This window comes from Arthrobacter sp. NPDC092385, from assembly GCF_044755105.1.
In the GTDB taxonomy this organism is placed as follows: domain Bacteria; phylum Actinomycetota; class Actinomycetes; order Actinomycetales; family Micrococcaceae; genus Arthrobacter_D.
Window position 1 is genome coordinate 315,562 of record NZ_JBIVQL010000002.1, and the last position, 20,007, is coordinate 335,568.

Here is a 20,007-nt window from a genome sequence, read left to right on the forward strand (position 1 = left end):
GTCGGCGCGTGGGGGCCGGGGCACAGCAGCGCGAGCGCAGATTCTGCGCAGGGCGCGTGCAGGGCCGGTGCAGGATAGTGAATGTTCACTCAGGATCAGGGCAAACAAGGTTTCTTGCGTGTTCGCGTTGGTAGCTTTCTGGCAGTGCTGGCGCTGGGTCAGCCGCTCGGAAGCCCCTCAGGAGTCCCCCATGTTCCTCGTATCGAACACCCGCATGCACATCCTCCCCCGCCTGGTCCGCAAGGAAGACGGCGCCACCGCCGTCGAGTACGGCATCATGGTCGCCCTCATCGCCGTCGTCATCATCGCAGCTGTCACGCTGCTCGGTGGTGGGCTGAAGGGATCTTTTGAAAGCGCGACTTGCTCGCTCAAGGGTGGCATCTACACGGCTGCGACCACAGGAACGACGCCAGTGGCTGGGTCCTGCTCCAAGTAACTACTCGTCCCGGGGTGTGCTGAAAGGCGAGACCCAGCACACCCCTCGGTAGGAGAGCAGGCCATTTTGCAACGCAATGAACGTGGTGCCGCGGCCGTCGAACTAGCCTTGCTCCTGCCAATTCTTCTGCTTCTCCTCCTCGGCATCATGGAATTTGGACGCGCCTTCAATGCTCAAGCCACTCTGACCGGCGCGGCGCGTGAAGGCGTCCGCGTGATGTCAATCTCCAGGAGCCCATCCGAAGCGCGCGCGTCTGCGATCGTCGCAGGAGGCAGCTTGAATCCCGCCCTCACGGCTCCGAACATCGCCATCTCTGTTCCTGAAGCAACGTCCGCCAATCCGTGTCCCTCTGGCAGTACCGCCACCGTAACAATCACTTACACACTCGGGTCGCTGACAGGCATTGCCGGGCCCTTCGGCTTGACCGGCAAGGGAGTCATGCTTTGCGGCGGATGAAGCGGGACGGCGAGAACGGTCGGCGTGACAGCGAGCACGGCGCCGTCAGCGTGCTGGTCGCACTCCTCATGGTCACCCTGCTCGGGTTCGCCGCTTTGGCGGTCGATGTCGGCATGCTCGTATCCGAGAAGGCGCAACTCCAGACCGGCGCTGACGCAGGCGCACTCGCTGTCGCGCAGAAGTGCGCACTCAATCCAAGTGACAGTGATTGTGCTCCGGCTGCTCCAATTGCTCGCAGTCTCGCCGACAGCAATGCACTGGACTCGAAGAGCAACGTCAAGAACGTGATCGTCAATGAGACGACCCGCAAGGTTACGGTCACGACGGGGGCGTTACAGGACGGGCAGGCGCCCAATCGTGTCACGCTCTTGTTCGCTAACGCGCTCGGCATCAGTTCCAGCGAAGTGACCGCATCCTCCACCGCCACCTGGGGAAGCCCAGCGTCCGGACCCGCCCCGTTCCCGATCACCTTCTCCAAGTGCGAACTTGATGACGGACCAGGCTGGCAGGTGGTCGAGTTTCGGAAGAAATCCGACTACACCGCCGCGTGCGCTGGTGGCCCTCCCGGAGGGTTCGGCAGCCTGGACCAGACGACCGGTAAGTGCGAGGCTTTCGTCGACATCACGCAGAGTGCGTCCGGCAGTAACACCGGTAACACCGGAGCTCCGGTGGACTGCGTCACTCTTCTGCAGGAATGGCGAACCAGGATCGAGGCCGGCGACGCTCCCGTGGGGCTCTTCCCTATCTACGACAGCGTCGCAGACAGCGGATCAACTGCTGTTTATCACCTCGTCGGCTTCGCAGCCTTCGAAGTGCACGGCTGGAAGTTCAAGCAGGAGGGCAACGCGGTGTTCCCCGACGCCTACCGTGACAACTACTACCCGGGTTACAAGTGCAGTTCGACGCAGTGCATCGGGATCATCGGGAAATTCGTGAAGATGGTGTCCCTCGATGACGCCTACAAGCTCGGCCCCTATGACCCCACGATGGGCACAGCCGTCGTCCGACTCACCCTCGAGGAAGCAACACCATGAAATCCCGTCTCCTGGCCGGCGTCGCCGCCGTCGTTCTCGCGCTCGTCGGAGCCCTGATGCTCTACGGCTACGCGCAGGGGGCGGAAGCCCGGGCGGTCGAGGGCCTCGATCCCGTCAACGTCCTGGTGGTTGCAACCGCGGTTCCCATTGGCACACCGTCGGAGGAACTCATGCCGTTTCTCACAACACAGTCCCTGCCAGCCACTGCCGTCGGAGCCTCAGCTCTCAAGGACCTGAACGCGTCGACGGGCAAGGTAACCGCGGTGGAACTGATGCCCGGGGAGCAACTGCTCGCCGAACGCCTGGTGGACCCGGACGACGCCGCGGTAGCAGGCAGTGTCGACGTGCCGGAAGGCCTGCAGGAAGTGTCCTTCACCATCGAACCGGATCGAGCGGTGGGCGGCAAGATAGGACCGGGGGACCTTGTAGGGGTCTTCATCTCCCTGGAAACGGGCGGGCTCGAAGAGGAAGCCGACGTCCCCACCACCAAACTCGCCCTCCACAAGATACTCGTCACCTCGGTGCAGCGAGCCCCCACCGCGGTCGCCGTCGACCCCGCTGCCGACCCGGAAGCGCAAGCCCGCGCCGAAGCCGAGGCGCTGCCGAGCGGCTCCCTCATGCTGACCGTCGCCGTCGACACCGCCCAGGCGACGCGCATCGTTCACGCGAACCAGAACGCGACCCTGTGGCTGAGCAAGGAAACAGCCGCGACGGTCGAGGGAGACTCCCCCATCCTCCAGAACAAGGACCTGTACCGATGAGCAGATTCGTCCTGATCACCCCCAGTTCGGAGTTCGAGCAAAAGCTTCGCCTCGCGGTCTCCGGCGGTCTGCCAGGGCATGTGAAGAGCCTGCCCGCGAGCATCCTCTCCGGAGACCCAGCCGCCGTCCTCGACCAGCTGTGGCAGGATCGGCCGGAAGTCCTCGTCTTCGGGCCCGGCATCGCCCTGGACGATGCACTGCGCCTCGCCCTCATCGTGGACGTGACCTTCCCGGAGATCAGTGTGGTGCTGGTGCACGACGATCACCCCGAGGTCGCCCTGCAGGCCATGCGCTCGGGTGTCCGCGACATCCTCTCCCCCCTCGCGGACATCCCCAGCATCCGCGCCCAGCTCGAACGCGCGTGCCAGGCTTTCGCCACCAGACAGCGGCCCGACGCGCAGGCGCCCCGCGAACAGCAGAGCGGACTCGTCATCGGGGTGTTCTCCCCCAAGGGTGGCGTCGGCAAGACCACGATCGCCACGAATCTCGCCGTAGGCCTCGGGAAGATGGCCCCGATGGGCGTGGTCATCGTGGACCTCGACCTCCAGTTCGGCGATGTCGGGACAGGGCTGTACCTGAACCCCCAGTACTCGGTGCTCGACGCCGTCTCCGGCGCCGCCACCCAGGACTCGATGGTCCTCAAGGCCTTCCTGACGCCGCATCCCTCGGGTATCTACGCGCTCTGCGGCCCCCGCAACCCCGCCGACGCCGACCGCATCTCCTCGGCACAGGTGGCCCGCCTGATCCAGCAGCTCGCGCTCGAGTTCCGCTACGTCGTCGTGGACACCGGCCCCGGGCTCACGGAGCCGAGCCTCGCCGCCCTGGAGCAGTGCACCGACGCCGTCTGGGTCACCGGCATGGACGTGCCCAGTGTCCGCGGCCTGCGGACGGGCCTCGACGTACTGCACCAGCTCAACCTCATACCGGAGACCCGCCACGTGGTCCTCAACTTCGCGGACACCAAGTCGGGGCTCTCGGTGGAGGACATCGAGGCGACCCTCGCCGCGCCCGTGGACATCTCCATCCCCCGCTCGCGTGCCATCACCCTCGCGACGAATCGGGGCGTTCCCCTCCTCCAGGACAAGGTCCGCGATCCGGCGACCAAGAGCCTCACCGACCTCGTCCAGCGGTTCGACCACGAGTGGCGTGCGAAGTCGCAGCGGAAGCTGCACCGCCGCGTGGTGGTGCGATGAGCCTCTCCGCGCGCATCCAGGCCGCCGGCCTTTCCCCCGTCCCCACCGCCGAACCGTCCGTCGCTGCCCCCGAGGAGCCGCGCCCGGCGGCCCTGGCGCCCGCCGTCGTCCGTGAGGTGCCCGAGAAGCCGGGATCCGCGAAGGTGGACGTCTTCGCGGGGCTCAAGCAGCGCGCCGCGTCGGCCCTCTTCGAGCGCATGGGTGCCCGTGCGAGTGACACCTCCATCAGCGAGGACGACCTGAAGGTCGTTGCCCGCGAGGAACTCAGTCAGATCATCGACGCCGAACAGGTGCCGCTCAGTCCCGACGAACGCCGCCGCCTCATCCAGGACGTGGCCGACGACGTGCTCGGGTTCGGCCCCCTGCAGCGGCTCCTCGACGATCCGACGGTCACGGAGATCATGGTCAACCGGATGGACCAGATCTACGTGGAGCAGAAGGGCCGCCTGACGCTCAGTGATTCCCGGTTCAGCTCGGAGGAGCACCTGCGCAGGGTCATCGAACGCATTGTCTCGAAGGTCGGGCGCCGCATCGACGAGTCCTCGCCCTTCGTGGATGCGCGCCTCGAGGACGGCTCCCGCGTCAACGCCGTCATCCCGCCGCTCGCGGTCAACGGTTCCTCCCTGACCATCCGCAAGTTCAGCAAGGTGCCCCTCACCGTGCAGAACCTCATCGATTTCGGGACGCTGACACCCGAGATGGCGGAGCTGCTCGATGCTTGCGTGAAGGCGAAGCTCAACATCATCGTCTCGGGCGGCACCGGCACGGGAAAGACCACGCTGCTCAACGTGCTGTCCTCCTTCCTCCCGGGGGACGAACGCATCGTCACGATCGAGGACGCCGTCGAGCTCCAGATCCAGCAGCAGCACGTGGTCCGCCTGGAAAGCCGCCCTCCGAACACCGAGGGCAAGGGCGCCGTGTCCATCCGGGACCTCGTGCGCAACTCGCTCCGTATGCGGCCGGACCGCATCGTGATCGGCGAGGTACGTGGCGGCGAATCACTCGACATGCTGCAGGCCATGAACACCGGCCACGACGGCTCGCTGTCGACGGTGCACGCCAACTCGCCGAGGGACGCCGTCGCGCGCCTCGAGACCCTCGTGCTGATGGCCGGCATGGACCTGCCCCTGCGGGCCATCCGCGAGCAGTTGGCATCCGCCGTCAACCTCGTGGTCCAGATCTCGCGCCTCCGCGACGGCAGCCGACGCATCACCCACGTCACCGAGGTGCAGGGCATGGAGGGCGACGTCGTCACACTCCAGGACGCCTTCGTCTTCGACTACTCCGCCGGGGTCGATTCGAAGGGCCGCTTCCTCGGGAAGCCGGTTCCCACGGGCATCCGTCCCCGCTTCATGGAGCGCTTCGAGGACATGGGCATCACGGTCTCCCCCGCCGTCTTCGGGTCCGCTCCGCTGCGCGGGCGGTAGGCGCATGGCAGTCTTCCTGGCCGGAGTGGTGCTGGTGATCGGCGCCATCGTCCTGGCACTCGTGGCACTCCGGCCGTCGCATTCGCCGGTGCCGCTCGACCGGCGTCGGCCGCCGGTCGAGGAGCAGCACTCGCAACTGTCCCGGTTCGCGGGGGCCGTTGGCCGTGCCATGGACGGGTACCTTCAGCGCCACCCCAAGCGCTTCCTCAATCAGGCGGTGCTGGAAACCGCCGGAGTGCGCATCAGCCAGGCCGAGGTCTACCTGCTCGTGATCCTGGGCGGAATCACCGGCCTCCTGCTCGGCTGGGTTCTGCTCGCTCCGGTGATCGGGATCCTCCTGCTCCTGCTCTCACCCGCGGCGGCCCACCTGGTGGTGGGCTTCCTGACGGGACGACGACGGCGCCGCTTCGATGCCCAGCTCGGCGACACCCTGCAACTGCTCACCGGTGGTCTTCGCGCGGGGCACAGCATCCTCCGCGCGATCGACGCGGCCGCCACGGAGGCCGACAGCCCGACGTCGGAGGAGATGCGGCGGATCGTGGCCGAGACAAGCCTCGGCAAGGACCTCCTCGCCTCGCTCCTGGACACATCCCACCGCATGCAGAACGAGGACTTCGCCTGGATCGCCCAGGCCATCCAGATCAACCGCGAGGTCGGTGGTGACCTCGCCGACGTGCTCGACCAGGTGGGACACACCATCCGCGAGCGCAGCGAGATCAAGGGCCACATCAAGGCACTCGCGGCAGAGGGGAAGTTCTCCGCCTACATCCTGGCCGCGCTGCCCTTCGGCATCGCGCTCATGCTGACCGTGGTCAGTCCCGGCTACGTCGATCCGCTGTTCACCAAGCCGCTCGGGTGGGTGATGCTGGCCGGCGCCGCCGTCATGATGACCATCGGCGGGCTCTGGCTGCGCAAGATCATCGACCTGAGATTCTGAGGAACCCCGTTCATGGACCTGATCCTGCTCACCTCGCTCCTGCTGACCTCGGTGCCTATCGGCTACTTCAGCTGGTCCCTGCTGACGTCGGACGCGAAGCTGCGCCGGACCATCAAGGTGAACCTCGAGCAGGGCCGTGGGGTCGGTGCGGCAACCGAGCGTCGCCACCCGCTGCGACGCCTGGGCAGGCGCGTCACGCCACAGGCCTACGTCCTGAAGCTCGACCACCTGCTCGCCCTGGCCGGACGACCGGCGTCGATGCCCCTCGAGAAGGTCCTGACGGCCAAGCCCCTCCTCGGCCTGGCCGGTGGTATCGCAGGCTTGCTCCTGGTGCAGTCCTCCCCCGAGAAGCTCTTCGTCCTGTTGGGCATCTTCATTACGTTGCTGGGGTACTTCGTCCCGGATCTCCTCCTCTACAGCAAGGGCCAGGAACGGCAGAAGGCCATGGCCCTGGAACTCGCGAACACGCTGGACCAGATGCTGATCTCCGTCGAGGCGGGCCTGGGCTTCGAAAGCGCGATGCAGCGAGCGGGCGAGACCGGGAAGGGCCCCCTCGCCGACGAGCTCGTGCGGACGCTGCAGGACATGCAGGTGGGTCGCAGCCGGCGCGAGGCGTATCTGGCTATGGCCGACCGCAGCAACATCCCCGAGCTCCGCAGCTTCGTGAAGGCGATCGTGCAGGCGGACGCCTACGGTATCGCCCTGTCCGGGGTGCTGCGCACCCAGGCCAAGGTCATGCGCGTGAAGCGCCGGCAGCGCGCGGAGGAAAAGGCGATGAAGCTGCCCGTCGCGGTGCTCTTCCCGCTCCTGCTGTTCATCTTCCCGGTGCTGTTCATCGTCATCCTCGGCCCCGCAGTGCTGAATGTCATCGACACCTTCGCGGGCCAGTGAGGCGCACACCGGGAGGGAACGGCGCAACATCTGCTCAGTTGTTCTTCACCATCAGCAGATTCCCGACAAAACGTCAGCTCACCACCGTAGCCTGACGTGGTGCCCGTAAATGCCGCCCCGAAGGTCCTGCCACTCGTGGACCTCGCCGTCCTCACGCTCCTCGAGGGGCAGCTCAACGACCCGGGGCCGGCCAGGGCCTTCGCCCGGGACTACATCACCGGGTTCGAGGATCGCTACCTCCGCCTGACCAGCTCGCTCGGCAACCGGGACGTCCCCGCGGCGCTCGACGCCGCCCTCAGCCTCCGCAATTCGTCCGCCATGGTCGGCGCCGCGCGGCTCTCCGCGCTCGCGGCGGACTTCGAGACGGCCGTCGCCACCGACGACCTCGATACGGCCCGCCGCTCGCTGCCCGCGATCGAGCGCTGCGGGCTGGACACCATCAGCGAACTGGAAACCGGCTACCTCACGGCCGCCTGACGGCTCATGCCGTCAGGCGGGCTATGCCGTCAGGCGGGCAGGCGTCAGCCGGTACCCGACCCCACGCACGGTCTGCAGCCAGCGCGGGTTCTTGGGATCCTCGTCGAGCTTCCGGCGCAGGTTCCCGATGTGCACCTCGATGGCGCGCTCATCGGAATCGCTGATGTAGGTGTCCTCGCCGTAGTAGTCGCCGCGGACCACGCGCACCAGATCAGCCTTCGTCCTCACCGCCCCGTTGCTCCTGAGCATCTCGTGCAGCAGGTCGAACTCGCTGCGCGTCAGGCCCAGGTCCCGCCCGTCGACCACCACGGTGCGCGCGGCGGCGTTCAGGGCCAACCCGTTGTGCTCGAGCATCGGCGAGCCAACGCCGGCAGCAGGCTCAGGAGCCGGAGCAGCCCCGGGCGGCGACGCCGGGACGGCCACGGCGCGGGACGGCACCCCGGGCTCCGGAACGGCACGCGGTCGGCGCAGCATCGCCGCGATGCGGGCCCGGAGCTCGCGGGGGCGGAAGGGCTTGGTCAGATAGTCGTCGGCGCCCAGCTGCAGGGCCGTGAGCGTATCCAGTTCGTCCCCGCGCGAGGTCAGCATGACCACGTAGCAGTTGCTGGTCGACCGGATGCGCCTCAGCACCTCGTAACCGTCGATGTCCGGCAGGCCCACATCGACGGTGACGACGATCGCGTCGTGCGTCCGCACCAGATCGACGCCGGCCCTGCCACTGGGCGCGACGTGCACCTCGAAGCCCGACTGCTGCAGGACGGCAGCGACGAGGTTCCGCACGTCGGCGTCGTCCTCGATGACGACCGCTACCCCTGGGTCACTCACTCCGCCCCCACCACCGCTTGACCTGCACTGACGCATGTTTGACTGCTCATAATTCCCATTGTGCCTGCCCGCGTGCCGGTTTTGCGTCGCCATCCCGTGCAAAACGCTGGCGAGGCGACATAATGGACCGAGCAGGTAGGTCTCAGCCTCGGGAGTTGTTCAATATGCGGTGTCTCACTGGTCCCTGGATAGTGCATGCGTAGGGACGCCGCTGCGGAGTGGATACGCGCCGCGACGGAGCGCCTCACCATCAGCCGGTCGGTCGTCCTCTGCCAGTTCCCCCTGTCCCTGATCGTCGTCGTCGTGGCCGTCACCGCCCCGATCCTCCGCCCGGGACTGCTGTCGAACCACACGTTCGAACTCGGGTTCTCGATCATCCTCGTCCTGCTGGGACTCTGCGTCATCGTGCCGTGGCGGGAGTTCCCCCAGCGCAGCCTGCTGGTCGTCCCGATCCTGGACTTCTTCGCCATCGCACTGGTGCGGGACGGCGCGATGCAGACGCAGCCGGGCCTCGGCGTCCTCGTCGTCTTCCCCGTGTTGTGGCTCATGCGCTCCTCCCTCCCCACCTGGGCGGGCCTGGCCCTCACCTTCGCGGGGTCCCTCCTCGTGACCGCATGGCCGCTGGTCGGCGCGTTCGACCCGGCCCTTCTGCACTCCTACCTCGGCGTCCTCCTGCTGCCGGTCGTGATGCTCAGCATCGCCGTCGGCATGCGCGTCATGAACTCCAGGACCCTGGCCCGTGAACAGGAACTGGAACGCAAGGAGCGCGACCTCAACGAACTCCTCCGTGCGGCCATCGACCGCGAGCGCGTCCTCACGGCGATCCTCAACACGGTCGACGTTGGCCTGACCGCCGTGGACGCCCACGGCACCACCACGCTCACCAACCGCCAGCAGGAACTGTTCAACAGGCTGATCGTAGGAAGCGACGACGGTGACGGCGAGACCGGGAAGCTCATGTTCGGGCCCGACAAGGTCACGCCGCTACCCCCGAACCGACGCCCCATCTACCGGGCGCTCACGGGCGAGACCTTCGCCGACCAGCTCATCTGGGTGGGCGACGGCGAGGCGCAGCGAGCGCTCTCGACGGCGGCACGGCCCATCAAGGACGCCGACGGCGGAATCACCGGCGCCTTGATCGCCTGCAGCGACGTCACCGAACTCGTGGACGCGGTCAACGCCAAGGACGCGTTCATCTCCAACATCTCGCACGAATTCCACGCACCGCTCACCTCGGTGCTCGGGTACCTCGAACTCGTCCTGGAGGACGAGCACCCGTTGCCGCCTCACCTGCTGGGATACGTCGACGTGGCGGGACGCAATGCCGAGCGCGTCCTCCATCTCGTCGCGGACCTCCTCTCGACCGCCGGCGACCGCGTCCGAGTCCACCCGCGGCCGGTCGACCTCGCGGCCCTCATCGAGATGAGCGTCCGATCGAACCGGCTCCGGGCGCAGAAGAACGGCGTCAAGCTGAAGACCACCACGCAGAGCCCGCTGTGGACGCTCATCGACCCCCTGCGCATCTCCCAGGTGCTCGACAACCTGCTCTCGAACGCCATCAAGTACTCCCCGGGAGGCGGCGTGGTCAGTATCCAGGCGGAGGAGACGGAGTCCGCGATCAACCTCCACGTCGACGACAGGGGCATGGGCATGACGGAGCAGGAGGCCCAACAGGTCTTCTCCCGCTTCTACCGGACTCCCGGAGCACGCCGCGCCGATATCGACGGCGCGGGGCTGGGACTCGCGATCACCAAGTCCATCGTGGAGAGCCACGGCGGTGTCATCCATTGCGTCAGTGCGCCCGGGAAAGGGAGCCGCTTCACCGTGACCCTCCCTGTGAACGGCGAGGTCAGCCGCACGGCCCAGGACTCCCTGGAAGAGTCCGTCTAGGTGGTCCTCGCCCTTGCCGGCGGCATGGTGACCGCCCTGATCACCTACGCAGTGTCACGCCTCGCGGACAGGGACCCGCGCACGGTCCTGCCGCCGTCCTGGCGGCTGCCCCTCGCACTGCTGGCCGGCCTCCTGGCCGGTGCAGGGTGTGCAGCCACCGGCGAGTGGTGGAACTGGCCGGTGGTGGCCGTCCTTGCCGTCTTCGGCGTCCTGCTCGGTGCCATCGATGCGCGGACCAAGCTGCTGCCGAACGCCGTCCTCCTCCACTTCACGGCGGTGACACTCCCCCTGCTGCTCCTCGCGGCGGCTGCCAGCGGCCACTGGATGGGCCTGCTCGGCGCCGCGACGGGAGCGGCCGGCCTCTTCGCCGTCTACTTCGTGCTCGCGCTCATCTCCCCGGCCGGGATGGGCATGGGTGACGTCAAGCTCGCGGCCGTTTTGGGGCTCATCGGAGGCTGGGCAGGGGCAGCAGCCTGGATGGGTACTCTCCTCGGCGGCTTCCTCCTGGGCGGCCTGGCCGGCGTGGCAGTCCTCCTGGCGCGCCGCGGCTCGCGCGGGTCCACCTTCCCGTTCGGCCCCGGCATGCTGCTCGCAGCGTTCGCGAGCCTCGTCCTCCTGGGCTAGTTGCGGCTAGTCCCGTCCCGTCCCGGCCCGACCCGACCCGTCCCGTCCCGTCCCGTCCCGTCCCGTCCCGGCCAGTTCCGTCCCGGCCCGTTCCGTGCGGTCGGCACGACTATCCGGCGTCGCCCGCCGTGGAGCTGCCGGACGGCGACGAGAGGTGGCCCGCGTTGCGGCGGGCGCGCGTGAGGTCCGCGCGCGCGGCGAGCTCACCGTCCCCGGGGTAGGCGATCTCCTCGAGGACGAGCGGGTGCGGCGCCGCGAGGATGGACCGGGCGTCCTTGAGGCGGGCGGCGAGCCTCTCCGCCAGCCATACCGGCGGCATCTCCCCGGAGCCCACGCGGAGCGTCGAGCCGACCAGCGCGCGCACCATGTTGTGGCAGAAGGCGTCCGCCTGCACCGTCGCGGTGATGGCGCCGTCGTCCCCCCTGACGAACTCGTACCGCTGCAGCTCGCGGATGGTGGTGGAGCCCGCGCGGGGCTTGCAGAAGGCGGCGAAGTCCTGCATACCGAGCAGGTGTGCGGCGCCCTCGTTCAGCAGTGCGACATCCAGCGGAGCCGGGTACCAGAGCGTGGTGTGCCGGCGGAGCGGGTCCTGGCCGGAGGTCGTGTCGGCTATGGCGTAGCTGTACCGTCGCCAGAGCGCCGAGAACCGCGCATCGAACCCCGGTGGGGCCGGCGTGGCGGACCGCACGACGACGGCGGCCACCGAGTTCCTGGCCGACCGCCCCCGACCGGTCAGGCCATCGGTCAGTTCGCGGTTGATGGTGCCGGTCAGGCGGCGCAGGAACGCATTCGCCGGGTCGAGCTCCCGGCCCCGCGCCATGCCGTCCCATTCGGCGGTCGTGAGGTCGACGTGCGCCACCTGGCCCCGCGCGTGCACGCCGGCGTCGGTCCGGCCGCCCACGGTGAGCCTCACCCGCCGGCGCAGGAGCATGAAGAGGGCGTCCTCGAGGACACCCTGGACGCTCGGGAGCCCCGGCTGCAGCGCCCACCCGGAGAAGGGCGCGCCGTCGTACGCGATATCGAGCCGGACACGCAAGAGCCCGCCGTCCCCGGGAGGGACAGCGGGCTCGAGCATGGTCATGACGTGGATCGGGGCGGAAGAATTACTTCTTCTCGTCCTCGACGGTGCCTTCGACGACGACGACCTCGTCGGTGCCTGCTTCGGCGTCGACCGTGGTGTCCTCGGCCGCGACCTCTTCGGCTGATGCTGCCGACTCAGCCGACTCAGCCGACTCTACGGAATCTGCCGACTCGGGCGAATCGACGGACTCTGCGACGGGTGCTGCCGCAGCGGCGGGAGCCTTGGCCTCCTCGGCCTCGGCCACGACGGACTGCTTGGCGGACATCGGCTCAAGCACCAGTTCGATGACGGCCATGGGAGCGTTGTCGCCCTTGCGGTTGCCGATCTTGGTGATGCGGGTGTAGCCACCCTCGCGGTTGGCGACGGCAGGTGCGATGTCCGTGAACAGCTCGTGGACGATGCTCTTGCTGCTGATGACACCGAGGACGCGACGACGCGACGCCAGGTCGCCCTTCTTCGCGAACGTGATGAGACGCTCTGCGTAGGGGCGAAGGCGCTTCGCCTTGGTCACCGTGGTGGTGATGCGCTTGTGCTCGAACAGTGAGGCGGCCAGGTTGGCGAGCATCAGGCGTTCGTGCGCCGGACCGCCTCCGAGGCGTGGGCCCTTAGTGGGTGTGGGCATGGTTATTTCTCCTCATTAGGTGTCCGTCCCGCCGCGTTTGGGAGCGGCGGGCGGACAGATAGCGTTTTAGAGCTCTTCGTCGCCGTAGGCGGCGTCGTCCTCTTCGATGGCTGCAGCGCGGGCGGCAAGGTCGAAGCCTGGAGGGGAATCCTTCAGGGACAGACCGAGCTCGACGAGCTTCGCCTTGACCTCGTCGATGGACTTCGCACCGAAGTTGCGGATGTCCATGAGATCGGCCTCGGAGCGTGCAACGAGTTCACCCACGGAGTGGATGCCCTCGCGCTTGAGGCAGTTGTACGAGCGGACCGTCAGTTCGAGGTCCTCGATCGGCAGCGCCATGTCGGCAGCAAGTGCTGCGTCCGTGGGCGAAGGCCCGATCTCGATACCCTCGGCCGCGGTGTTCAGCTCGCGGGCGAGGCCGAACAGCTCCACCAGGGTGGTACCTGCGGAAGCGACGGCGTCGCGCGGGGCAATGGCGTCCTTCGTCTCGACGTCGACGATCAGCTTGTCGAAGTCGGTGCGCTGCTCCACGCGGGTCGCCTCCACACGGAAGGTGACCTTCAGGACCGGCGAGTAGATCGAGTCGACCGGGATGCGGCCGATCTCGGAGTCGCCGGACTTGTTCTGCGAGGCCGACACGTAGCCGCGTCCACGCTCGATGGTCAGTTCGAGCTCGAACTTGCCCTTCGAGTTGAGGGTCGCGATGTGCAGGTCGGGGTTGTGGAACTCGACGCCTGCGGGAGGCGCGATGTCCGCAGCCGTGACGACGCCGGGTCCCTGCTTGCGCAGGTAGGCGACCACGGGCTCGTCGTGCTCCGAGGAGACGGCGAGGTTCTTGATGTTCAGGATGATCTCGGTGACATCCTCCTTCACCCCGGGAACGGTGGTGAATTCGTGCAGCACTCCGTCGATGCGGATGCTGGTAACCGCGGCACCGGGGATCGAGGACAGGAGCGTGCGGCGGAGCGAGTTGCCGAGGGTGTAGCCGAAGCCGGGCTCGAGGGGTTCGATCACGAACCGCGAGCGGTTGTCGGCGACTACTTCTTCAGTCAGGGTGGGGCGCTGTGCAATGAGCACGTACATTTCCTTTCAGGAAGCATCCGCTATATGACGCTTCTAAATGGGCGGGACTGCTGGTCGGCCGGCTCGGAATCTGCTGGAACGGCACCGAACCGCCCTGCCGGACCCAGCGGGTCCTGCAGGGCGGCACGGTGACCGGAGAGCCGATTAGACGCGGCGGCGCTTGGGCGGGCGGCAGCCGTTGTGAGCGCTGGGGGTGACGTCGGAGATGGATCCGACCTCGAGGCCGGTGGCCTGCAGCGAGCGGATCGCGGTCTCGCGGCCCGATCCCGGACCCTTCACGAAGACGTCGACCTTGCGGACGCCGTGCTCCTGTGCGCGCTTCGCAGCGGCTTCGGCAGCCATCTGCGCAGCGAACGGGGTGGACTTGCGTGAGCCCTTGAAGCCAACCTCACCGGCGGAGGCCCAGGAGATGACTGCTCCGCTGGGGTCCGTGATGGACACGATGGTGTTGTTAAAGGTGCTCTTGATGTGCGCCTGGCCGAGCGCGATGTTCTTCTTGTCCTTGCGACGCGGCTTACGCACCGCTCCACGAGTCTTGGGGGGCATTACTTCTCCTACGAAGGTATTGGGTAAAGCATTGAGTCGGATCGAATCCCACCGGAGGCTCTGCGAACAGGGGCCTCCGCCGGCGAGGGACCCGGGCGTGACGAGCGCTAGCGAGTCACGTCAGGGAGCCAGTGGGGTTAGCGTCCGACCTTCTTCTTGCCTGCGACCGTACGCTTCGGACCCTTGCGGGTACGGGCGTTCGTCTTCGTACGCTGTCCACGTACGGGAAGGCCGCGGCGGTGCCGAATGCCTTCGTAGCTGCCGATCTCCACCTTGCGGCGGATGTCGGCTGCGACCTCTCGGCGGAGGTCACCCTCGACCTTGAAGTTGCCTTCGATGTAGTCGCGGAGCTGGACCAGCTCGACGTCGGTGAGGTCCTTGACGCGCGTGTTCGGGGAGATCCCCGTGTCGACGATCGTCTTCTCTGCACGGGTCTTGCCCACGCCGTAGATATAGGTAAGCGCGATGACTACCCGCTTTTCGCGGGGGATGTCTACGCCAGCGAGACGTGCCATAGTGGCGGTGCTCCTTTGGTGATACCGGAGGTCTGGAGCAGAACGTCCCCGGAACAGGTGTTCCGGTCCCCGGCCTCCGAGCCGGGGGTGTACATCCCGTCAGGGATGCTGTTCTGCCGTGAAATGTACTTCTACGCGCGGGAAGAGCCTCGGGAGGAGGTTCTTAGCCCTGGCGCTGCTTGTGGCGCGGGTTCTCGCAGATGACGAGAACGTTGCCTTTGCGGCGGACCACCTGGCACTTCTCGCAGATCCGCTTCACGCTCGGGTTGACCTTCATGGTTTTCCTTCGAGTTGATTCTTATTTGTAGCGGTAGACAATACGGCCCCGGGTGAGGTCGTACGGGCTGAGTTCCACTACGACCCGGTCCTCAGGAAGGATTCGAATGTAGTGCTGGCGCATCTTTCCCGAGATGTGGGCGAGAACAATGTGACCGTTGGCCAACTCAACGCGGAACATCGCGTTGGGCAGCGCCTCGTTCACAGTGCCTTCAATCTCAATGACACCGTCTTTCTTGGCCATATCCTCCGCTAACGTCTATGCCCGCCACTTGCGTAGCGGACGGGTTTGGGGTTTTGATTGTCACACCCGCGGGGAGCCGGAGCTCCGCTCGCAGGGAGGTCTCCGGGGCCCAATTGGGCACGAAAAGCAGAGACAACCAACAGACGACTGTACGCTACTCTTCCCCGATAGTTAAATCCGGCCGACCCTGCGCCCTGGCCGCGCGGAGGGCGATGAGGACTGCTCGCAACGACGAAGGTCCCGCACGCATGTGCGGGACCTTTTCGTCGTTCAGGGGCTGTGCAGTACAGGGCTCGTGCGGTGCGGTACCGGCGGTCAGCCGCCGAGCGGAGCCGGCGTGACCCCGAGGGGCTCGAGCCGAGAGGCCCCACCATCGGGTGCGGAGAGGACCCAGATGCCGCCGTCGTGCACCGCCACGCTGTGCTCCCACTGCGAGGCGCGCTTGCCGTCCGTGGTGACGACGGTCCAGTCGTCGTCGAGCACTGCCGTCTCCAGTCCTCCCTGCACGAGCATGGGCTCGATCGCGAGGCACAGGCCCGCGCGCACCTTCGGCCCGCGGTTCGAACTGCGGTAGTTCAGCACGTCCGGCGCCTGGTGCATCTGGGTGCCGATCCCGTGTCCCACGTAGTCCTCGAGGATCCCGAGCGCCGGCCCGGGCACCGAGGAGACGTAGTCGTCGATCGCCGCGCCGATGTCTCCCACGAACCGGGCGGAGGCCAGGGCGGCGATCCCCCGCCACATCGCCTCCTCCGTGATGTCGGAGAGGCGGACGTCCTCGGGACGCGGTGTCCCGACGATCACCGTGCGCGCGGAGTCGGAGTGCCACCCACGGACGACGGCGCCGCCGTCGATCGAGATGATGTCGCCGTCCTGCAGGGTGTGGTTCCCGGGGATGCCGTGGACGACCTCGTGGTTCACCGACGTGCAGATGCTGGCGGGGAAGCCGTGGTAGCCGAGGAAGTTGGACGTGGCGCCCTCCTCGCGGAGGACCTCCTCGAACACCTCGTTCAGCTCGGCCGTGGTCACGCCGACGGCGGCTGCCGAGACAGCTCGGTCCAGCGCCTTGGAGAGCACCAGACCGGCCTCGCGCATCACGAGCATCTGGCTGGTGGTCTTGTATTCGACCTTGGGCTGGCGGAACATGCGGTGGTCCTAGCTCGCTACCTTGAGGGCCGCCATGACGCGTTCGGTGACGCCGTCGATGCTGCCGATGCCGTCCACCTTCGTGACGATGCCGCGCTCGGCGTACCGGGACACGACCGCTTCGGTCTGGTCGTGGTAGAGGCCCAGGCGGTGGCGGATCACCTGCTCGTTGTCGTCGGACCGGCCGTCGAGCTTGGCCCGCCCGAGGAGGCGCTTGACGAGCTCCTCGTCGTCCGCGGTGAGCTGCAGCACGACGTCGAGCTCGAGCTCGTTCTCGCGGAGGATGTCGTCGAGCTCGTCGACCTGCGCCGCGGTCCGCGGGTAGCCGTCGAGGAGGAAGCCGTCCTGCACGTCGTCCGCCGCGAGGCGGTCGCGCACCATGCTGTTGGTGACGCTGTCGGGCACGAAGTCGCCGGCGTCCATGAACTTCTTGGCCTCGACGCCGAGGGGCGTCTCGCGCTTCACGTTGTCACGGAAGATATCCCCCGTGGAGATGGCCACGACACCGAGGCGCTCGGAGATCCGTGCGGCCTGCGTGCCCTTGCCCGAACCGGGAGGACCGATGATCAGCATTCTCGTCAACGCAACAACCCTTCGTAGTGACGCTGCTGGAGCTGTGCGTCGATCTGCTTTACCGTCTCGAGGCCCACGCCGACCATGATGAGGATCGAGGTACCGCCGAACGGGAAGTTCTGGTTCGCGCCGATGGCCACGAGGGCGATCAGCGGGATCAGCGCCACGAGTCCCAGGTAGATGGCGCCCGGCAGCGTGATGCGGGACAGCACGTACTGCAGGTACTCCGCCGTCGGGCGTCCGGCACGGATGCCGGGGATGAAGCCGCCGTACTTCTTCATGTTCTCGGACACCTCGTCCGGGTTGAACGTGATCGCCACGTAGAAGTAGGTGAAGAAGACGATCAGCAGGAAGTACATCGCCATGTACAGCGGGTGGTCCCCGCTGGTCAGGTAGGTGGTGATCCAGTTGACCCATGCGGCCGGCGCCGTGCCGTCCTGGGGAGTGTTGAACTGCGCGATCAGGCTCGGCAGGTACAGCATCGAGGACGCGAAGATCACGGGGATGACACCGGCCATGTTGACCTTGATCGGGATGTACGTGCTGCTCCCACCCAGGGTGCGGCGGCCGACCATGCGCTTGGCGTACTGCACCGGGATGCGGCGCTGGGACTGCTCGACGAAGATCACGAGGGCGACGACGACGACGCCCATCGCGAGCACGAAGGCGAAGACGGTGGCGCCCTGGGTACGGAGGATCTCGCCCAGCGAGGTGGGGAAGCCGGCGGCGATGGCCGTGAAGATCAGCAGCGACATGCCGTTGCCGACACCGCGCTCGGTGATGAGCTCACCCATCCACATGATGAGGCCTGTACCGGCGGTCAGCGTGATGATGAGCAGGATGATCGTGATCAGGGAGTCGTCCGGGATCAGGGGCACCGGGCAGTTGCCGAGCAGCGCACCCGATCGGGCCAGGGAGACGAGGGTGGTCGCGTTCAGCAGGCCGAGGGCGATCGTCAGGTAGCGCGTGTACTGGGTCAGCTTGGACTGCCCCTGGGCGCCTTCCTGGTGCAGCTCCTGGAAGCGGGGAATGACCACCCGGAGGAGCTGCGTGATGATGCTCGCCGTGATGTACGGCATGATGCCCAGCGCGAAGATCGAGACCTGCAGCAGTGCACCGCCGCTGAACAGGTTGACGAACTGGTAGAGGCCGCCCTCGGTGTTGCCCAGTGCGAGACACTGCTGGACGTTCCCGTAGTCGACACCCGGAGCGGGGATGAAGGCCCCGAGGCGGAAGATGGTGATGATTCCCAGCGTGAACAACAGCTTGCGCCGCAAGTCTGGCGTCCGGAATGCCCGGCCAATAGCGCTAAGCAAGCGTCCTCCTGAAGGTCTGTTGGTCCTGAGGCGGACCGTACACAACAACCGAGTCTAACGGTTGGTCACCCGTGCGAGAGAACCGCGGGGTGATAAGTGGCCGAAGCCGAAAAAAGACTCCTGGTGGGCTGATTCAGCCCTGCCCACCAAGAGTCTAGTTCCAAAGTGCCATGGATCACAGCCGCCCCCTCCCCCGCGCTCGGCGGGAGAGGGACGGCCGGCGACCTACAGCTCGGTGACGGTCCCGCCGGCTGCGACGATCTTCTCTGCAGCGGATGCGGAGAAGGCGTCGGCCGAGACGTTGACGGCCACGGTGATCTCGCCGGTCCCCAGCACCTTGACGGGCTGGTTCTTGCGTACGGCACCGTTCGCCACCAAGCTGTCCACGGTGACGTCGCCGCCAGCGGGGTACAGCTCGGACAGCTTGTCCAGGTTTACGACCTGGAACTCGACGCGGAACGGGTTCTTGAAGCCGCGCAGCTTGGGAAGGCGCATGTGCAGCGGCAGCTGGCCGCCGGCAAATCCTGCCTTCACCTGGTAGCGGGCTGCAGTTCCCTTGGTACCACGGCCTGCAGTCTTACCCTTCGAACCCTCACCACGGCCTACACGGGTCTTCGCCGTCTTGGCTCCGGGGGCGGGACGCAGGTGGTGGACCTTGAGTGCGTGGACGCGCTCTGCGCTTGCCTCGGGTGCGGCCGGAGCCGCAGTGTTCTTCTCTGCCATTAGTTGGCCTCCTCAACCTTCAAGAGGTGCGGAACCGTGTTGACCATGCCGACGGTGACGGCATCCGCTTCACGGACCACGGTGTGGCCGATCCGCTTGAGGCCGAGGGACCGCAGCGTGTCGCGCTGGTTCTGCTTGCCGCCAATAGCGGACTTGATCTGGGTGATCTCCAGCTTCGCCGAGCTCACGCGGACGCGCTTCGGGGTGATCGCGGTCATTACGCACCTGCCTTCTGAGCTGCGATCGCGCGCAGCATCTGGTGGGATGCGACCTCGTCGAGGGGCAGGCCGCGGCGGGCCGCGACTGCCTGGGGCTCTTCGAGGCGCTTCAGCGCGTCAACGGTTGCGTGAACGATGTTGATGGCGTTCGCGGAACCGAGCGACTTGGAGAGGACGTCGTGGATGCCGACGCACTCCAGTACCGCACGCACCGGGCCACCGGCGATAACGCCGGTACCCGGGGAGGCGGGACGGAGGAGGACGACGCCGGCTGCTGCCTCGCCCTGCACCAGGTGCGGGACGGTGCCACCGATGCGCGGAACGCGGAACATCGTCTTCTTGGCTTCCTCGACGGCCTTCTGGATGGCGGAGGGAACTTCCTTCGCCTTGCCGTAGCCGACACCGACCATGCCGTTGCCGTCGCCTACCACCACGAGGGCAGTGAAGCTGAAGCGGCGGCCGCCCTTGACGACCTTGGCGACACGGTTGATGGTGACGACGCGCTCGATGAACTTGTCCTTGTCGTCGTTGCGTCCGCCGTCACGACCGTCACGGCCACCACGGCCGCCACGCTCGCCACCGCGGGAGTTGCCGCCGCGCTCGCCACCGCGGGAAGTGCCGCGGCCACGGTTCGCATCAGCCGACGCGGTCTCAGTTGCGCCTGCAGCCGGAGCTTCGGCTGCGGGCTGCTCTGTAGCCGTATTCAATGGGGCTTC

25 protein-coding genes are annotated in these 20,007 nt (G+C 67.0%); 11 read left to right on the top strand and 14 right to left on the bottom strand.

Annotation, left to right across the window (positions count from 1 at the left end; genetic code table 11):
- Nucleotides 1–190 precede the first annotated feature (190 nt).
- The 9 genes from ACIQCY_RS04570 (at nt 191) to ACIQCY_RS04610 (ending at nt 7,612) form a co-directional block, all read left to right on the top strand.
- A complete protein-coding gene (locus tag ACIQCY_RS04570; RefSeq protein WP_400482708.1) occupies nt 191–436 on the top strand; it encodes a Flp family type IVb pilin in 246 nt (81 codons plus the stop codon).
- Between the two features lie 63 nt (nt 437–499).
- Nucleotides 500–892, top strand: coding sequence for a TadE/TadG family type IV pilus assembly protein (locus ACIQCY_RS04575; RefSeq protein WP_400482792.1), 393 nt, complete (start codon nt 500–502; stop codon nt 890–892).
- Nucleotides 889–1,926: a pilus assembly protein TadG-related protein gene (locus tag ACIQCY_RS04580; protein ID WP_400482709.1), complete on the top strand. Its 1,038-nt coding sequence runs from the start codon at nt 889–891 to the stop codon at nt 1,924–1,926. The genes ACIQCY_RS04575 and ACIQCY_RS04580 overlap by 4 nt, the downstream gene beginning before the upstream one ends.
- Nucleotides 1,923–2,687: a Flp pilus assembly protein CpaB gene (gene cpaB, locus ACIQCY_RS04585; protein WP_400482710.1), complete on the top strand. Its 765-nt coding sequence runs from the start codon at nt 1,923–1,925 to the stop codon at nt 2,685–2,687. Before ACIQCY_RS04580 ends, cpaB begins: the two co-directional genes overlap by 4 nt.
- Entirely contained in the window at nt 2,684–3,880 is a 1,197-nt protein-coding gene (locus tag ACIQCY_RS04590; protein WP_400482711.1) for a CpaE family protein, read from the top strand. Before cpaB ends, ACIQCY_RS04590 begins: the two co-directional genes overlap by 4 nt.
- On the top strand, nt 3,877–5,307 hold the full coding sequence (locus ACIQCY_RS04595) for a CpaF family protein (protein WP_400482712.1): 1,431 nt from the start codon (nt 3,877–3,879) through the stop codon (nt 5,305–5,307). Before ACIQCY_RS04590 ends, ACIQCY_RS04595 begins: the two co-directional genes overlap by 4 nt.
- 4 nt (nt 5,308–5,311) lie before the next feature.
- Nucleotides 5,312–6,244 carry a type II secretion system F family protein gene (locus ACIQCY_RS04600; protein ID WP_400482713.1) on the top strand — a complete coding sequence of 311 codons (933 nt, stop codon included), beginning with the start codon at nt 5,312–5,314 and terminating at the stop codon, nt 6,242–6,244.
- Nucleotides 6,245–6,256: 12 nt separating this feature from the next.
- Entirely contained in the window at nt 6,257–7,135 is an 879-nt protein-coding gene (locus tag ACIQCY_RS04605; protein WP_400482714.1) for a type II secretion system F family protein, read from the top strand.
- Nucleotides 7,136–7,231: 96 nt separating this feature from the next.
- Complete coding sequence (locus ACIQCY_RS04610) at nt 7,232–7,612, top strand: Hpt domain-containing protein (RefSeq protein WP_400482715.1); 381 nt, start codon at nt 7,232–7,234, stop codon at nt 7,610–7,612.
- 21 nt (nt 7,613–7,633) lie between these two features.
- Here the strand turns inward: ACIQCY_RS04610 and ACIQCY_RS04615 are convergent, their stop codons facing one another.
- Nucleotides 7,634–8,437, bottom strand: coding sequence for a response regulator transcription factor (locus tag ACIQCY_RS04615; protein ID WP_400482716.1), 804 nt, complete (start codon nt 8,435–8,437; stop codon nt 7,634–7,636).
- Between the two features lie 195 nt (nt 8,438–8,632).
- On the opposite strand from ACIQCY_RS04615, the gene ACIQCY_RS04620 reads away from it, so the two are divergent.
- Complete coding sequence (locus ACIQCY_RS04620) at nt 8,633–10,327, top strand: sensor histidine kinase (protein WP_400482717.1); 1,695 nt, start codon at nt 8,633–8,635, stop codon at nt 10,325–10,327.
- Nucleotides 10,328–10,951, top strand: a complete 624-nt coding sequence (locus ACIQCY_RS04625) for a prepilin peptidase (RefSeq protein ID WP_400482718.1) — start codon at nt 10,328–10,330, stop codon at nt 10,949–10,951.
- 109 nt (nt 10,952–11,060) lie between these two features.
- Here the strand turns inward: ACIQCY_RS04625 and ACIQCY_RS04630 are convergent, their stop codons facing one another.
- The 13 genes from ACIQCY_RS04630 to rpsE form a co-directional block, all read right to left on the bottom strand.
- Entirely contained in the window at nt 11,061–12,032 is a 972-nt protein-coding gene (locus ACIQCY_RS04630; protein WP_400482719.1) for a tRNA pseudouridine synthase A, read from the bottom strand.
- A 22-nt stretch (nt 12,033–12,054) separates the two neighbouring features.
- Nucleotides 12,055–12,654, bottom strand: coding sequence for a 50S ribosomal protein L17 (rplQ, locus tag ACIQCY_RS04635; RefSeq protein WP_400482720.1), 600 nt, complete (start codon nt 12,652–12,654; stop codon nt 12,055–12,057).
- Between the two features lie 66 nt (nt 12,655–12,720).
- Complete coding sequence (locus tag ACIQCY_RS04640) at nt 12,721–13,731, bottom strand: DNA-directed RNA polymerase subunit alpha (protein WP_055769255.1); 1,011 nt, start codon at nt 13,729–13,731, stop codon at nt 12,721–12,723.
- Between the two features lie 150 nt (nt 13,732–13,881).
- The gene (gene rpsK, locus ACIQCY_RS04645; protein ID WP_104052715.1) at nt 13,882–14,283 is read right to left on the bottom strand and encodes a 30S ribosomal protein S11; all 402 of its coding nucleotides are present in this window, start codon (nt 14,281–14,283) and stop codon (nt 13,882–13,884) included.
- Nucleotides 14,284–14,420: 137 nt separating this feature from the next.
- Nucleotides 14,421–14,798, bottom strand: a complete 378-nt coding sequence (gene rpsM / locus ACIQCY_RS04650; protein ID WP_307084227.1) for a 30S ribosomal protein S13 — start codon at nt 14,796–14,798, stop codon at nt 14,421–14,423.
- A 163-nt stretch (nt 14,799–14,961) separates the two neighbouring features.
- On the bottom strand, nt 14,962–15,075 hold the full coding sequence (gene rpmJ / locus ACIQCY_RS04655; protein ID WP_043440658.1) for a 50S ribosomal protein L36: 114 nt from the start codon (nt 15,073–15,075) through the stop codon (nt 14,962–14,964).
- Nucleotides 15,076–15,096: 21 nt separating this feature from the next.
- Nucleotides 15,097–15,318: a translation initiation factor IF-1 gene (infA, locus tag ACIQCY_RS04660; protein WP_019481515.1), complete on the bottom strand. Its 222-nt coding sequence runs from the start codon at nt 15,316–15,318 to the stop codon at nt 15,097–15,099.
- Nucleotides 15,319–15,633: 315 nt separating this feature from the next.
- Complete coding sequence (gene map / locus ACIQCY_RS04665; RefSeq protein ID WP_400482721.1) at nt 15,634–16,461, bottom strand: type I methionyl aminopeptidase; 828 nt, start codon at nt 16,459–16,461, stop codon at nt 15,634–15,636.
- Nucleotides 16,462–16,470: 9 nt separating this feature from the next.
- Entirely contained in the window at nt 16,471–17,034 is a 564-nt protein-coding gene (locus ACIQCY_RS04670; protein ID WP_400482793.1) for an adenylate kinase, read from the bottom strand.
- A gap of 5 nt (nt 17,035–17,039) precedes the next feature.
- Nucleotides 17,040–18,350 carry a preprotein translocase subunit SecY gene (secY, locus tag ACIQCY_RS04675; RefSeq protein ID WP_400482722.1) on the bottom strand — a complete coding sequence of 437 codons (1,311 nt, stop codon included), beginning with the start codon at nt 18,348–18,350 and terminating at the stop codon, nt 17,040–17,042.
- A gap of 225 nt (nt 18,351–18,575) precedes the next feature.
- Nucleotides 18,576–19,073 carry a 50S ribosomal protein L15 gene (gene rplO, locus ACIQCY_RS04680; RefSeq protein ID WP_400482723.1) on the bottom strand — a complete coding sequence of 166 codons (498 nt, stop codon included), beginning with the start codon at nt 19,071–19,073 and terminating at the stop codon, nt 18,576–18,578.
- On the bottom strand, nt 19,073–19,291 hold the full coding sequence (gene rpmD / locus ACIQCY_RS04685) for a 50S ribosomal protein L30 (RefSeq protein ID WP_400482724.1): 219 nt from the start codon (nt 19,289–19,291) through the stop codon (nt 19,073–19,075). The genes rplO and rpmD overlap by 1 nt, the downstream gene beginning before the upstream one ends.
- Nucleotides 19,291–19,998 (bottom strand): 30S ribosomal protein S5, encoded by a 708-nt coding sequence (rpsE, locus tag ACIQCY_RS04690; RefSeq protein ID WP_400482725.1) that lies wholly within the window; start codon nt 19,996–19,998, stop codon nt 19,291–19,293. The genes rpmD and rpsE overlap by 1 nt, the downstream gene beginning before the upstream one ends.
- Nucleotides 19,999–20,007: the final 9 nt, after the last annotated feature.